This window comes from Chitinophaga sp. XS-30 (assembly GCF_008086345.1).
Classification (GTDB): domain Bacteria; phylum Bacteroidota; class Bacteroidia; order Chitinophagales; family Chitinophagaceae; genus Chitinophaga.
In genome coordinates, this window is the sequence record NZ_CP043006.1 from 5,945,644 (window position 1) to 5,959,326 (window position 13,683).

Sequence of the window (13,683 nt, forward strand, 5' to 3'; positions counted from 1 at the left end):
ATACTGTAAGTTACGAATTATAATACCATTTCAGGCACGGCCTCATCCACGATCAGGCGGCCTGCCGTTTTTGCTTTGATCTCCTCTACACTGACGCCCGGAGCGCGTTCCAGCAGACGGAACCCTTCCGGTGTTACATCCAGCACGGCCAGTTCCGTCACGATCTTTTTCACACAGCGCACACCCGTCAACGGCAATGTGCATTGCGGCAGCAGTTTGCTTTCTCCTTTGGGGTTGGTATGCATCATGGCCACAATGATATTCCGTGCGGAAGCCACCAGGTCCATTGCGCCGCCCATGCCTTTTACCATTTTGCCGGGGATCTTCCAGTTGGCAATATCCCCGCTGTCCGATACTTCCATGGCCCCCAGCACGGTAAGGTCCACCTTCCCCGCACGGATCATGCCGAAACTCTCGGCGGAATCAAAGAATGATCCGCCCGGCAATACGGTAACGGTTTCTTTACCGGCATTGATCAGATCGCCGTCTATATCTTCTTCGGCAGGATAAGGGCCCATGCCCAGCATACCGTTTTCCGACTGCAGCATAATGGAAATGCCGGCGGGAACGAAATTGGATACCAGCGTAGGGATGCCGATACCGAGGTTCACATACATGCCGTCCTGCAATTCCTGTGCGATACGTTTTGCTATTCCATATTTATCGAGCGCCATACGATCAGATTTTAACGGTTTTACGTTCAATGCGTTTTTCATAATCCTTTCCCTGGAAGATGCGGTGCACATAGATGCCCGGCACATGTACCTGGTCGGGGTCCAGCTCGCCCGGCTGCACCAGGTGCTCCACCTCCGCAATAGTGATACGGCCTGCTTTGGCCATAGAGGTACTGAAGTTGCGGGTGGTCTTCCGGAAAACGAGATTGCCCATGGTATCGCCCTTCCAGGCTTTTACCAGGGCGAAGTCCGCATGCAGGGCCAATTCCATCAGGTAATCCTTTCCATCGAAATGCCTGGTTTCCTTGCCTTCCGCTATTTCCGTACCGTAACCGGCCGGGGTGAAAAATGCCGGGATACCCATGCCGGCCATCTGAATGCGTGTGGCCAAGGTGCCTTGTGGAATAAGGTCTACTTCCAGCTCGCCGGATAACAGCTGCCGTTCGAATTCGGCATTCTCGCCTACGTAGGAAGACATCATTTTTTTGATCTGGCGGGTCTTCAGCAGCAGGCCCAGTCCGAAATCATCCACACCTGCATTGTTGGAGATACAGGTGAGGGCATCCACGCCCTTGCGCACCAGCGCAGTGATGCAATTCTCCGGGATGCCGCAAAGACCGAAGCCTCCAAGCATCAGCGTGGCGCCACTGGGGATGTCTGCTATGGCAGCATCCGCGTTTGCTACAACTTTTTTCATCTTTTCATCGATTTATAAACGGTCAGACGGAACGGCCGGAAGATCTTTCCCCGCCCGCTCCTCGTTTTGGTGTTCAGTCGGTCAGGGAAGCATCAGTTTTCTGATATCCTTGTTGGGCCAGCGCATCGTATCTTTCTTCACGGGGTCTGTTCTGTTCAGCGCATTCATTTTGACCCGCTCCAGGGAATCCAGTACGGTCTTCTTCCGTTGCACGATCTCCTGCATGGCCTTGTACACGCTTTCCAGCTTGTCAGGATGCGCTTCATAATACCGGTAGCTGTGCATGAATTCCTCGCGCGTCACTTTATGTATCTGAAGGATCTGCACATAATACTGCTTCACCCTTTGCTCCCGGATGGAATCCGGAATATGCACGGTATCGGTCTGTTCCCGGCCGTACACATCCGCAACGTTCATATCCAGCAAAATATCCCGCATTTTCTCTTTGGGCAGCACATCTCCCGGCACCCTGTCCGCCTGCCCGCAGGCGAACAGCAAAGTGAACAGAAGCGCTCCTGCTGTCTTACGCATCATCGTATGTATCTTTATCTTAATTGCTGATATTTATTGGCATTCGGTATATCCAGCTGCGCCATCATCTGGGCCGCCCGGGCTTTTTCCTGTGGCGGCGCACCGGTGAAGATCTTCAGCAGCTCGTCGCTTTTCGCATTGAAGAACACCTGCATCAGCATGGAATTGGGCACATCCTCATGGATGCCCATCAGCATGTTCAGGCAATTCATGATCGCCGCTCTCCCCTTGTTCACATCTTCATACATCACATCCAGGCCCATACGGTGATACTGGTACATGACATCATGAAAACGGCTGAATTTTACATTGAGCAGGTTATCCTGCAGCCAGTAACGGTTCCTGTTTCCCTCAAAGGCTTTCCAACCCGCAATATCCCTGCCATCCGGCGCATTGTTCACGATGTTCAGCGCCTTTCGGAAATACACATCGCCACCGCGCGGGGAGAAGGAATCGTAATCCATACCCAGGATGATATTGATGTAGTAAGCTACCGTAGCGGTAAGGTTGGAGACGAGGGGATCATTCCCCGTGATCCGCTGTTCATTGAATTCCAGCGGCTGGAACTCTACGTATTTGAACACCAGGTTCCCGTCCTGCGTGTTCAGCAGGCTGGAAGCGTAGCTGGCATTGAATACCGGGCGGATGGCCTGTATGGTGAGCGTAGCCTTGTAGGTGTTGTTGCCAAGGGCATCCGTGATATTCAGCAGGAAGTTGCATTCTATCCGTTCCGCTGGTGTAAACGCATCGTCTGACCAGCGACGGTTGTTGATGAATTCGGACAATGCGCCCTGCAGCGTTGTCAGCACTTTCCGGTCGGTATTCGTACTGAGCTTCGGACCGGCCTGAACGGATACATTGGCGCGGAGCTCCTGCGCATGGGCAACGGCAGCGCAGCACAGGCACAGGCAGGATAACAGCAGGGTACGGAGATGTCTAAGCATGTTGCAGTTCAATTATGGCTAAAACTATGTTGCGGGCAACTTCCTGTTTTGACAAGAGCGGAAGGGCCTTTTCGTTTCCGTTGGAGGACAGCAGCGTCACTTTATTGGTATCATGGTTGAATCCGGCGCCGGCATCGTTGAGGGAGTTCAGCACCACCATGTCCATATGCTTGTCCTTTAACTTCTTTAACGCATATTCCCTTTCATTGTTGGTTTCGAGGGAAAAACCGATCAGCAGCTGGCCGTTCTTCTTTTGTTCACCAAGGGTACGGGCAATGTCCGCCGTCCGCTCCAGCGCAATGCTCATATCATCATCCTTCTTCTTGATCTTGATATCCGCCACGGTACGGGGCCGGTAATCCGCCACCGCCGCGGCCATCACCATGATATCCGTTCCGGGCGACAAGCGCAGGCAGTTGTCGTACATCTCGGCGGCGGTCACCACACGGGTGATGCTCACCCCCGCGTGACCGGTGGAAAGCGGTGTAGGGCCCAGCACGAGCTGCACTTTGGCGCCTGCTTCGGCGAGCGCTTCCGCCAGTGCAATCCCCATTTTTCCACTGGAATGATTGCTGATGAAACGCACGGGATCTATCGGCTCCTGTGTGGGGCCCGCGGATACAAGGGCTGTTTTGCCGGCAAGGGGACGGCTGCCGCCCAGGAAATCGCGCACATAGGTCACGATGTCTTCCGGTTCGGCCATTCTGCCTTCCCCGAAAAGACCGCTGGCCAATTCCCCTTTAAACACAGGCAACTGACGATGGCCGTACGAAATAAGTTTGGAGATATTCGCTTTGGTAGCGGGATGCAGCCACATGTCCTCATCCATCGCGGGTGCGAACAATACCGGACAGGTGGCGGAGAGATACACGGCCAGCAACAGGTTATCACAGATGCCGTTGGCCATTTTGGCAATGGTATTCACGGAGGCCGGAGCGATCAGCATGACATCCGCCCAGCGGCCGAGCATCACATGATTGCTCCAGCTGCCGTTCTCGCTGACGTGTACGCCAACCTCGTGCTTCGATAAAGTGGACAGGGTGAGCGGCGTAATGAACTCGCAGGCAGCCGGCGTCATCATCACTTTCACTTCAGCCCCTTCCTTTACCAGCAGCCGCACGAGCAAGGCAGCCTTGTAGGCGGCAATACTGCCGGTAACACCCAGTAGAATTTTTTTCCCTTGTAACATACGAACAAAACAAAAGCGGCAGAATTACAATATTCTGCCGCTATGAAGTTAGTATTTTTAATGAAGATCAGCTATACAGATCATCATCGTTCTTACGGAAATAGATCTTGTTATCCAGGAACTCGTTGGTGGCCTGAATAGCAGAATTGGCCAGTCTTTCGTAGAAACGGGAGATCTCTATCTGCTCTTTGTTCTCGTGCACTTCCTCCAGGTTATCCGTATGGCTGGCGAACTCTTCCAGTTTGGAATGCAGTTCCTCCTTTACGGTAATATTGATCTGGTTTGCCCTTTTGGCAATAATGGCAATGGACTCATACAGGTTACCGGTTCTGTTCTTGATGTCCGTCGTATTCCTGGTCTCTACCCAGGGATTCATGCTACTGGACAGACTTCTTTTTATCTTGCTCATTTTCCAGGGATTTAATGTTATTTTTTGCTAAGTTATAATATTTTTCGGCATCATCCTTCAATTTGCTGGAAGGATAGCGGTCCGTAAACTCCAGGTATTCGTTCACCACGGTCTCGTAACGCTCTTTCTGCCGGGGCAGGATGCTGTTCTTGGCGTACAGGTAGTAGGCTTTGATGGCCATATACTTGTAATTATCGCTTTTATCCGAATCCGGGTAAGACCTCATCAGGCTCTGGAAGGAAACGCCGGCGGATTTGTAGTGCCCGAGGTTGTAATACAGCTCGGCGGCATTGAAATCCTTCTTTTCCAGCTTGCGGCGCAGCAGTTCTATCACCACATTGGCCTCGGCGGTCTTGTCCGAATTGGGATAAGAGTTGATATACGTTTGCATGGCGGAAATCGCCTTCATGGTATTCGTCTGGTCCAGCGGCACCTTCGGGGAGAGCTTGTAATAGCAATATGCCTGCTGGTAGTCTACCTCCATGGCACGGGGACTGCTGGGCAGTGCTTCCAGGTAATTCTTGAAATGGAAGGCCGCCTGCGTATAGTCCCGCAGGTAGAAAGAGCAATAAGCGTACTTGTAATAAAGGCCTTCGAACTTCTCGGTGCCTTTAAAGATAGGAATCAGTTCCTCATACAGCGTCTGCGCCATCTGGTACTTCTTCTTTTCGTACATTTTGTCCGCATACGCCAGTTTCTGTTCCAGGTCGTTGCTTTTTTCGATGCGCCTCAGTTCCCGGTTACAGGAAGCAGCGCCAGCCAGAATAGCCAAAAGGCCAGTGTATAAGAGAATTTTCCTCATAAAAAGAATCGCAAAGGTACGAATTAAACGCAAATATTAATAAAGCGGAAGAAAGCGCCCGTTAAAGTTTTGCAAAAATGGCCGGATGCGGGGTTTATACCGGCAGACCGGCCGAACATCCGGCTGCAAGTCCGCCTGCTAGCACTCGCAGGATTATCAACATTTTTACTCACACTACTAACATTTTATCCACATAACAATATCAACTATCCACATCCCCTTTCACATTCCGACCCTGCAACCCAATATACGCCCCATAATTCTCCTGTGGAAAAAATATATAATGCATTTTTTCGGTTAAAAGTGGGAAAAAGTGTTATTTTGTGTTAGAAAATGGAAATCAAGTACTAATTCGAAACATGACAGGCTTTCTTGGTGAATATGAAGCAACGCTGGACGCAAAAGGACGCTTCCTGCTCCCTGCCGGTTTTAAACGGCAGATAGCAGAAAGTGCGGGCAACCAGTTCGTGCTGAACCGCGGTTTCGAAAAGTGCCTGACACTGTACCCGATGAACGAGTGGCAGCCTATCCAGGAAAAGATCGCCAAGTTGAATGATTTTGATCCGAAAGTTAGGGAATTCCGCCGCTATTTTCTCAATGGTGCAACCATCCTGGAGCTGGACAGCGCCGGCAGGCTCAACATACCGAAGAACCTGATGGCGCATGCAGGGCTGGATAAAGATATCGTGCTGGCATCCGCAAACAACAAGATCGAAATTTGGGATAAAAGTAAGTACCAGGAGTTCTTTGATAATTTTTCACCGGAAGACTTCAGCAGCCTGGCGCAACAGGTTATGTCAGGAGAGTCGCCAATCCCGGGAGGATTGTAAACGAGGCATATGGAAACATCACCATACCATCAGCCCGTCCTGCTCCACGAAGTTGTGGAGCATTTACATATCCGGCCGGACGGCATCTATGTGGATGCCACTTTCGGCGGCGGCGGACATTCCCGCGCCATACTCGCGCAGCTCGGCCCACAGGGCAGGCTGATCGTGTTTGACCAGGACGAGGACGCATGGCGTAACCGGATCGCGGACGACAGGGTAACCTTCATCCGGGAGAACTTCCGCCACCTCCATCGCTTCCTGAAGCTGCACAAAGCCCTGGAAGCGGATGGCATTCTGGCGGACCTCGGCGTTTCCTCCCATCAGTTCGATACCGGTGAGCGGGGATTCTCCACCCGGTTCGATGGCAACCTGGATATGCGCATGGACACCCGCAACGCCCTCACGGCAGCGGACATCCTGCAAACCTATCCGGAAAAGCGCCTGCTGCAACTGTTCCAGGACTACGGGGAAGTCACCAACTCCCGCACCCTGGCCAAAACGATCGTACAGCTGCGCAAGGCACATCCGCTCCGGACCATCAGCGAATTCAAGTCACTGATACAGCCCATCGTAAAAGGCAACCCTGCCAAATACCTGGCCCAGGTGTTCCAGGCCCTCCGCATCGAAGTGAATGACGAACTGGGCGCCCTGAAAGACCTGCTCATACAGGCTCAACAGGCGCTCAAACCGGGAGGCAGACTGGCCATCATCACCTTCCACTCACTGGAAGACAGGCTGGTGAAGAACTATATGAAAGCTGGCAGTTTCGATACCACGGATGAAAATCCCTACAGCTTCGAAACCCCGGCAAAGCTATTCCGGCTGGTGACCAAAAAACCGGTAACCGCCACAGCTGCTGAACTGAAAGCCAACCCGCGGAGCAGAAGCGCAAAACTGCGGGTAGCAGAAAAAATATAGCCGGAAACGTTACGTCCATCCTATACCCTGTTTTACCGAACGCATTAATATTCAAATCTTAGCACGTGTCGCAGGAAGAAGAAAAGGATATAAACGAAACTGCCGCAGCATCTCTGCCCCAGGAACCCAGAAAAGAATGGCGCCTGCGGATCAACTACCGGTTGATCACGCAAAACCTGTCCTTCCTGCTCTTCCTGGCATTCGTGGCCCTGGTGTACATCGCCAACAGCCACCTCGCGGAAAAGAAAGTACGGCGCATCAACAAACTCAGCCGGGAGATCAGGGAACTGAAATGGGAATACCTGAGCGTAAAAAGCGAGCTGATGTTCCGGAGCAAACTGAGCGAAGTCAGCAAAGCGGTGGAACCATTGGGACTGAAAGAGCTGAACACCCCCCCGCAACGGATAGAGGTGAAACAAACGGAGCAATAATTTATAATCAAGATATAAACTGACTAACCCGGCAATGGAGATCAAAAAAGACATACTATGGCGTGCGTACCTGTGCTTTATCGGCATGGCGCTCTTCGCTGTGGCTATCCTTGCCAGGGTCTTCTTCATCCAGCATGTGGAAGGCGATTACTGGCGGAGCATGTCGGACAGTCTGCATACCGCTTATATGGACCTGGATGCGGACCGCGGCACCATCTACTCCGAAGAAGGCCGTATGCTCTCCACCTCCATCCCCTACTTTGATATACGCATCGATTTCAGAGCGGATGGCCTCCTGGACAAAAAAGAAGACGTTTTCAAAAAGAATGTGGATTCGCTTTCCGTTTGCCTCGCCAACCTTTTCCGGGACCGCTCTGCCGCCGCATACAAAAGAACGCTGCAGGAAGGCTACCGCAACCGGGACCGCTATTTCCTCCTGAAGAAAGAAGTGAAGTTCGATGAATACCAGGCCATGCGCAATTTTCCGTTGTTCCGCCTCGGGCGCAACAAAAGCGGGTTCATCGCGGAAACGAAGAACAAGCGCATCAATCCCTTCAAACTGCTCGCCAACCGCACCATCGGCCTCGCCCGTGCAAACGCACAGAACGTAGGCCTGGAAAGGACATACGACGATCAGCTGAACGGCATTACCGGAAAACGCCTCATGCGCCGCATTGCGGGCGGTACCTATATGCCGGTGGAAGGATATGACATCGAACCGGAGAACGGCAAAGACATCATCTCCACCCTGGACGTGAATATGCAGGACATTGCCGAGAACGCGCTTATGAACATGATGGTGCAGAACCAGGCAGAGCACGGCACCTGCATCCTGATGGAAGTAAAGACCGGCAAGATCAAAGCCATCGCCAACCTGGGCCGTCAAAAAGACGGCAGCTACTGGGAAGATATGAACTACGCCCTGCAGGTAGGCGAACCGGGCTCCACCTTCAAGCTGGCTACCATGATCGCCGTGCTGGAAGACGGGTTCGTGACGCCGAACACCACGGTAGACCTGAACTACGGCACCTGGAGAATAGGTCGCAGAACAGTGTATGATTCCGAGCCGCACCGTTTTACCACCGTGTCCGTCAAAAAAGCTTTCGAACGCAGCTCGAACGTAGGCATGGCAAAGCTGGCGTACCAATATTATTACAAGAAGCCGAATGACTTCGCCGCCCATTTCTCCCGGCTGCGCCTGAACGAAAGAACAGGCATCGACCTGGTAGGCGAAGGCAGACCGGTGATCAAGACCACCGAATCCCGCACATGGAGCGCCACCACGCTACCCTGGATGGCTTTCGGGTATGAAGTATTGCAAAGCCCGCTGCAAACAGCCATGCTGTACAACGCAGTGGCCAACAACGGAAAAATGATGCGGCCATACCTCGTGAACGCGATCATGGAATACGGCAAACCGGTGAAAGCATTTGAACCGGTGGTACTGATGGACAGCATCTGCTCTTCCCGCACACTCGCCCAGCTAAGGGATATGCTGGAAGGGGTAGTGCTGAACGGTACGGCCACCAAGCTGCAAACGCCCTACTACCGCATTGCCGGTAAAACAGGCACTGCGCTCGTAGCCAATGGCAACCGGGGGTATGCGGACAAGATCTACCAATCCTCCTTCGCCGGGTACTTCCCTGCCGATGATCCGCAGTACACCTGCGTGGTCGTGATCAAGAACAGGCCGCATGCGGCGAAGTTCTACGGCGGTACAGTAGCCGGACCGGTGTTCCGGGAAGTGGCGGATAAATTATATGCCCTCGCCGTACAAAAGCCCAGGCCCGTTCGCGGCACACCCGGGCTGGATACGCTGATGGCCATGAAAGGCGGCAAGGGCAGCGAATGGAAAAGCATTGTTCAGGCGCTGAACCTGCCCTGGCAGGGGAGTTTGACCAGTTCCAACTGGGTGCGCCCGGAAATAAAAGATAAAAAGGTCAGCTTCCGGAGCCTGGAACAAGGGCCCGGCATTGTACCGGATGTGAAGGGAATGGGGCTGAAGGATGCGCTTTACCTGCTGGAAAACGCAGGCCTGCGCGTTGTGATCAGGGGAGCGGGAAAAGTTTCCGCACAATCCCTGGCCGGTGGAAGCCGTATCAATAAAGAACAAACGATCATCATAGAACTAAGCTGATGGAACGGACAACTCGTTCCTCTGCTCAACAACAATAATGAATGTTATCACTGCGGGAAATATTATATAATGTCAACATCCTGGCCGTGCAGGGCAATACCGATATTGCCGTGCGCGCTTTGAGCATAGACTCCCGGCAGATCCAGGCCGGCGATGCGTTCATTGCCATCCGGGGCGCTGCCGCAGACGGTCACCAGTTCATCGCCAAAGCCATCACACAGGGCGCAGCGGCAGTGATCTGCGAATCCCTGCCGGATACCCTGTCTCCCGAAGTATGTTATGTGCAGGTGAGCAACAGCGCGCAATCCGGCGGCATCATGGCCGGCAACTTCTATGATAACCCCTCCCGGAAACTGCAACTGGTGGGCATTACGGGCACCAACGGCAAAACCACCATCGCCACGCTGATGTTCCGTTTGTTTAGCGGGCTGGGCTATCGCTGCGGCCTGTTATCCACCGTTCAGAACCAGATAGGCGATACCGTTATACCGGCTACCCACACCACACCGGATGCTGTCAGCCTCAACGCGCTGCTGGCGAACATGGTGGAACAGGGATGTACATATGCCTTTATGGAAGTAAGCTCCCATGCCGTGCATCAGCAACGCATAGCGGGCCTGAAATTCTCCGGGGGCATTTTCTCGAATATCACGCATGATCACCTGGACTACCACAAGACCTTCGATGAATACATCCGTGTAAAAAAAGCCTTCTTCGACGGGCTGCCCGCTGATGCATTTGCGCTGGTGAACCTGGACGACAAGCGGGGCAACGTGATGCTGCAGAATACCAAAGCCCGTAAAGCCACTTACAGCCTGCGCAGTATGGCGGATTTCAAGGGAAAGATACTGGAGAACAACCTCACCGGCCTGGTCATGCATATCGCGGAAAGGGAAGTGCATTTCCGCCTCATCGGTGAATTCAACGCATACAACATACTGGCGGTGTACGGCGCGGCTGTGCTGCTGGGTGTGGATAAAGACGAAGCACTGGCTATCCTCAGCGCTAGTCAAGGAGCGGAAGGCCGTTTTGATTACTTCATTTCGCCAAAAGAGCGCGTCATCGGTATTGTTGACTATGCACACACCCCTGACGCATTGCTGAATGTGCTCGCTACGATAAAGAACCTCCGGCAGGGAAATGGCCAGGTGATCACCGTAGTAGGCTGCGGCGGCGACAGGGATACCGCCAAACGGCCGGTAATGGCCGAAGTAGCGGCAGAACACAGCGACAAGGTGATCTTCACCTCGGACAATCCGCGGACCGAAGATCCCGCCGCTATCATCCACCAGATGGAAGCCGGCGTGCCGGTCCATCAACGGAAAAAGACCATTTCCATCGCAGACCGCAGGGAGGCCATCAAGACCGCCTGCAGTTTCGCCGGACAGGAAGATATCATCCTCGTTGCCGGTAAAGGACATGAAAAATACCAGGATATCAACGGTGTCAAACACCCGTTCGACGATAAAAAAGTGCTGGAAGAAATGCTGGTGATGCTGGAAAAATAATCAAGGAGAGATCACGATATGTTATACTACCTGTTCAACTACTTAAAAACGGAATTCAACTACACCGGCACCGGCATGTGGCAGTACATCACATTCCGCGTAACAATGGCCCTGCTGCTGTCGCTCGTGATCTCCCTGCTGCTGGGCAAGACGATCGTGCGATACCTGCAGCGCAAGCAGATCGGTGAAGTGATCCGGGACCTCGGCCTCGCCGGTGAGCACAGCAAGAAGGGCACTCCCACCATGGGCGGCCTTATCATTCTCGCTGCCATGGTGATCCCTACCCTGCTGTTCGCCCGGGTCATGAACGTGTACATTCTGCTGATCCTGCTCTGCACCATCTGGCTGGGCATCATCGGTTTTATCGACGATTATATCAAAGTATTCAAAAAGAATAAAGAAGGGCTGGCCGGCAGGTTCAAGATACTGGGCCAGGTGGGCCTCGGCATTATCGTTGGCTCTACCCTCTACTTTAATGAAAACGTAGTGATCTCCCGGGAAATAATGAACGGCAAAAAGCTCTCCCCATCCGAAGTGGTGGTTCGCAGCAGCGAGCGGGTAACGCAGGACGGACAAAGGTTCGTGGACGTAAAAACGCCTATCACCACCATCCCCTTCGTTAAAAATCACGAGTTCAACTATTCAAAGCTGATTTCCTGGATGGGGCCTGGCGCGGAGAAATACACCTTCATCCTCTACATCCTGATCGTCATCCTGATCATTACCGCCGTATCCAATGGCGCCAATCTCACGGACGGGCTGGATGGTCTGGCAACGGGCGTCTCCGCCGTCATCGGTATCTGTCTTGGCATTTTTACCTATGTGAGCGGCAACATCCAGTTTGCGGAGTACCTGAATATCATGTACATCCCCAATCTGGGCGAGCTGTCCATTTTCATCGCCGCATTTGTGGGCGCATGCGTAGGCTTCCTCTGGTACAATGCCTACCCCGCTCAGGTATTTATGGGCGATACCGGCAGCCTGGCCCTCGGCGGTATCATCGCATCTCTCGCCATTATCATCCGGAAAGAACTGCTGATCCCCATTTTCTGCGGCATCTTCCTGGTAGAGAATTTAAGCGTCATGATACAGGTATCCTATTTCAAATACACGAAAAGAAAATACGGTGAAGGCAGAAGGGTGTTCCTCATGAGCCCCCTCCACCATCACTACCAGAAACTGGGGTATCATGAAAGCAAGATCGCAGTGCGGTTCTGGATCGTGACGGTGATGTGCGCGGTATTTGCCATTGCAACATTAAAAATGCGCTAGTGAAACTCGTTATACTCGGCGCCGGGGAAAGCGGCATTGGTGCGGCCCTTTTAGGGAAAAAAGAAGGATACGACGTGTTTGTATCCGACGGCGGACAGATCAAAGATATTTATAAACAGGAACTGGCGGTACATCACATCCCTTTCGAAGAAGGACGCCACTCCTGGGATATCATACTCGGTGCGGATGAAATTGTGAAGAGCCCGGGCATTCCGGAAAAGTCGGAATTGATGAAAAAGGTGCGGGAATACGGCGTTCCCGTGATCTCGGAGATAGAACTGGCCTGGCGTTTCAGTAAAGACAAAAAGATCATTGCCATCACGGGAAGCAATGGTAAAAGCACCACAACGGCGCTTACTTACCACATCTTTAAAACAGCCGGACTGGATGCCGCGCTGGTGGGCAATATCGGTGTCAGTTACGCCCGCCAGGTAGCCATCCAGCCTGCCGATTATTATATCGTGGAGATCAGCAGCTTTCAGCTGGACGATATACGTGATTTCAAACCGGATGTTGCCATCCTGCTGAATATCACACCGGACCATCTGGACCGCTACGATTATAAAATGGAGAACTATGTGGCGTCAAAATTCCGCATAGCCATGAACCAGACGAAAGAAGATTATTTCATTTACTGTAAAGACGATCCGGAGATCAGGAATTACTTAGAGAAGAAACCCATTTATTCAGAACCAATACCTTTTAGCATTATGGAACATTTGAACGAAGGTGGATTTATTGCGAACGACCAGGTGAATATCCAGGTGAAAGACGAACCGGTTATTATGTCGATGTACGACCTGGCATTAAAAGGTAAGCACAACATGTATAATTCAATGGCAGCAGGAATTGCAGGCCGCACGATGGATATACGGAAGGAAAAGATCCGGGACAGCCTCAGCACCTTCAGCGGGCTGGAGCACCGGATGGAATATGTAGCCACCGTGCGCGGCGTGGACTTCATAAACGACAGCAAGGCTACCAATGTGAACTCCGTATGGTTCGCACTGGAAAGTATGGAACGCCCGGTGGTGCTGATCATGGGCGGAGTGGACAAAGGCAACGACTACAGCGCCATCCGTGAGCTGGTGCGCGAGAAAGTGAAAGCGATCATTTGCCTGGGGGTGGACAACCGCCCGATACACGAAGCCTTGTCCAAAGACATGGAGGTAATGGTGAATACGGACAATATGAAAGATGCCGTGGCGGCTGCTTTCCAGATGGCCGAAAAAGGTGACGTAGTACTGCTCTCCCCTGCCTGCGCAAGCTTCGACCTCTTCAGGAATTATGAAGAAAGAGGCCGCATGTTCAAGGAAACAGTAAGAGAACTTTAATCAAACA

At 52.5% G+C, this 13,683-nt stretch carries 14 protein-coding genes; 7 read left to right on the forward strand and 7 right to left on the reverse strand.

The window, feature by feature from the left end:
- Window positions 1-17 precede the first annotated feature (17 nt).
- The 7 genes from FW415_RS23915 to FW415_RS23945 form a co-directional block, all read right to left on the reverse strand.
- Window positions 18-674, reverse strand: a complete 657-nt coding sequence (locus tag FW415_RS23915) for a 3-oxoacid CoA-transferase subunit B (RefSeq protein WP_148389621.1) — start codon at window positions 672-674, stop codon at window positions 18-20.
- Window positions 675-678: 4 nt separating this feature from the next.
- Window positions 679-1,371 carry a CoA transferase subunit A gene (locus FW415_RS23920; RefSeq protein WP_148389622.1) on the reverse strand — a complete coding sequence of 231 codons (693 nt, stop codon included), beginning with the start codon at window positions 1,369-1,371 and terminating at the stop codon, window positions 679-681.
- A gap of 81 nt (window positions 1,372-1,452) precedes the next feature.
- Complete coding sequence (locus tag FW415_RS23925; RefSeq protein ID WP_148389623.1) at window positions 1,453-1,905, reverse strand: DUF4296 domain-containing protein; 453 nt, start codon at window positions 1,903-1,905, stop codon at window positions 1,453-1,455.
- Between the two features lie 11 nt (window positions 1,906-1,916).
- Window positions 1,917-2,846: a DUF4835 family protein gene (locus FW415_RS23930; protein ID WP_148389624.1), complete on the reverse strand. Its 930-nt coding sequence runs from the start codon at window positions 2,844-2,846 to the stop codon at window positions 1,917-1,919.
- Entirely contained in the window at window positions 2,839-4,035 is a 1,197-nt protein-coding gene (gene coaBC, locus FW415_RS23935) for a bifunctional phosphopantothenoylcysteine decarboxylase/phosphopantothenate--cysteine ligase CoaBC (protein WP_148389625.1), read from the reverse strand. The genes FW415_RS23930 and coaBC overlap by 8 nt, the downstream gene beginning before the upstream one ends.
- Before the next feature lie 67 nt (window positions 4,036-4,102).
- The gene (locus FW415_RS23940; protein ID WP_148389626.1) at window positions 4,103-4,444 is read right to left on the reverse strand and encodes a DNA-directed RNA polymerase subunit omega; all 342 of its coding nucleotides are present in this window, start codon (window positions 4,442-4,444) and stop codon (window positions 4,103-4,105) included.
- Window positions 4,413-5,216, reverse strand: a complete 804-nt coding sequence (locus FW415_RS23945) for an outer membrane protein assembly factor BamD (RefSeq protein ID WP_246858851.1) — start codon at window positions 5,214-5,216, stop codon at window positions 4,413-4,415. The genes FW415_RS23940 and FW415_RS23945 overlap by 32 nt, the downstream gene beginning before the upstream one ends.
- 389 nt (window positions 5,217-5,605) lie before the next feature.
- Here FW415_RS23945 and mraZ point away from each other — a divergent pair, with 389 nt between their 5' ends.
- The 7 genes from mraZ (at window position 5,606) to murD (ending at window position 13,676) form a co-directional block, all read left to right on the forward strand.
- The gene (gene mraZ, locus FW415_RS23950; protein ID WP_148389628.1) at window positions 5,606-6,076 is read left to right on the forward strand and encodes a division/cell wall cluster transcriptional repressor MraZ; all 471 of its coding nucleotides are present in this window, start codon (window positions 5,606-5,608) and stop codon (window positions 6,074-6,076) included.
- 9 nt (window positions 6,077-6,085) lie between these two features.
- Window positions 6,086-6,994, forward strand: a complete 909-nt coding sequence (gene rsmH, locus FW415_RS23955) for a 16S rRNA (cytosine(1402)-N(4))-methyltransferase RsmH (RefSeq protein ID WP_148389629.1) — start codon at window positions 6,086-6,088, stop codon at window positions 6,992-6,994.
- A 65-nt stretch (window positions 6,995-7,059) separates the two neighbouring features.
- Window positions 7,060-7,425 (forward strand): FtsL-like putative cell division protein, encoded by a 366-nt coding sequence (locus tag FW415_RS23960; RefSeq protein ID WP_246858852.1) that lies wholly within the window; start codon window positions 7,060-7,062, stop codon window positions 7,423-7,425.
- A gap of 34 nt (window positions 7,426-7,459) precedes the next feature.
- Window positions 7,460-9,562 (forward strand): penicillin-binding protein, encoded by a 2,103-nt coding sequence (locus FW415_RS23965; protein ID WP_148389630.1) that lies wholly within the window; start codon window positions 7,460-7,462, stop codon window positions 9,560-9,562.
- Between the two features lie 41 nt (window positions 9,563-9,603).
- Window positions 9,604-11,070 (forward strand): UDP-N-acetylmuramoyl-L-alanyl-D-glutamate--2,6-diaminopimelate ligase, encoded by a 1,467-nt coding sequence (locus FW415_RS23970; protein ID WP_148389631.1) that lies wholly within the window; start codon window positions 9,604-9,606, stop codon window positions 11,068-11,070.
- 18 nt (window positions 11,071-11,088) lie between these two features.
- Complete coding sequence (gene mraY, locus FW415_RS23975; protein ID WP_148389632.1) at window positions 11,089-12,342, forward strand: phospho-N-acetylmuramoyl-pentapeptide-transferase; 1,254 nt, start codon at window positions 11,089-11,091, stop codon at window positions 12,340-12,342.
- Entirely contained in the window at window positions 12,342-13,676 is a 1,335-nt protein-coding gene (murD, locus tag FW415_RS23980) for a UDP-N-acetylmuramoyl-L-alanine--D-glutamate ligase (RefSeq protein ID WP_148389633.1), read from the forward strand. The genes mraY and murD overlap by 1 nt, the downstream gene beginning before the upstream one ends.
- Window positions 13,677-13,683 lie beyond the last annotated feature (7 nt).

Excerpts from the sequence above, each read along its gene's own strand:
- mraY (WP_148389632.1), top strand. The coding sequence starts at position 11,089 with ATGTTATACTACCTGTTCAACTACTTAAAAACGGAATTCAACTACACC.
- mraZ (WP_148389628.1), top strand. The coding sequence starts at position 5,606 with ATGACAGGCTTTCTTGGTGAATATGAAGCAACGCTGGACGCAAAAGGA.
- FW415_RS23930 (WP_148389624.1), bottom strand. The coding sequence starts at position 2,846 with ATGCTTAGACATCTCCGTACCCTGCTGTTATCCTGCCTGTGCCTGTGC.
- FW415_RS23920 (WP_148389622.1), bottom strand. The coding sequence starts at position 1,371 with ATGAAAAAAGTTGTAGCAAACGCGGATGCTGCCATAGCAGACATCCCC.
- FW415_RS23915 (WP_148389621.1), bottom strand. The coding sequence starts at position 674 with ATGGCGCTCGATAAATATGGAATAGCAAAACGTATCGCACAGGAATTG.
- FW415_RS23925 (WP_148389623.1), bottom strand. The coding sequence starts at position 1,905 with ATGATGCGTAAGACAGCAGGAGCGCTTCTGTTCACTTTGCTGTTCGCC.
- FW415_RS23970 (WP_148389631.1), top strand. The coding sequence starts at position 9,604 with ATGTTATCACTGCGGGAAATATTATATAATGTCAACATCCTGGCCGTG.
- FW415_RS23940 (WP_148389626.1), bottom strand. The coding sequence starts at position 4,444 with ATGAGCAAGATAAAAAGAAGTCTGTCCAGTAGCATGAATCCCTGGGTA.
- rsmH (WP_148389629.1), top strand. The coding sequence starts at position 6,086 with ATGGAAACATCACCATACCATCAGCCCGTCCTGCTCCACGAAGTTGTG.
- coaBC (WP_148389625.1), bottom strand. The coding sequence starts at position 4,035 with ATGTTACAAGGGAAAAAAATTCTACTGGGTGTTACCGGCAGTATTGCC.
- FW415_RS23965 (WP_148389630.1), top strand. The coding sequence starts at position 7,460 with ATGGAGATCAAAAAAGACATACTATGGCGTGCGTACCTGTGCTTTATC.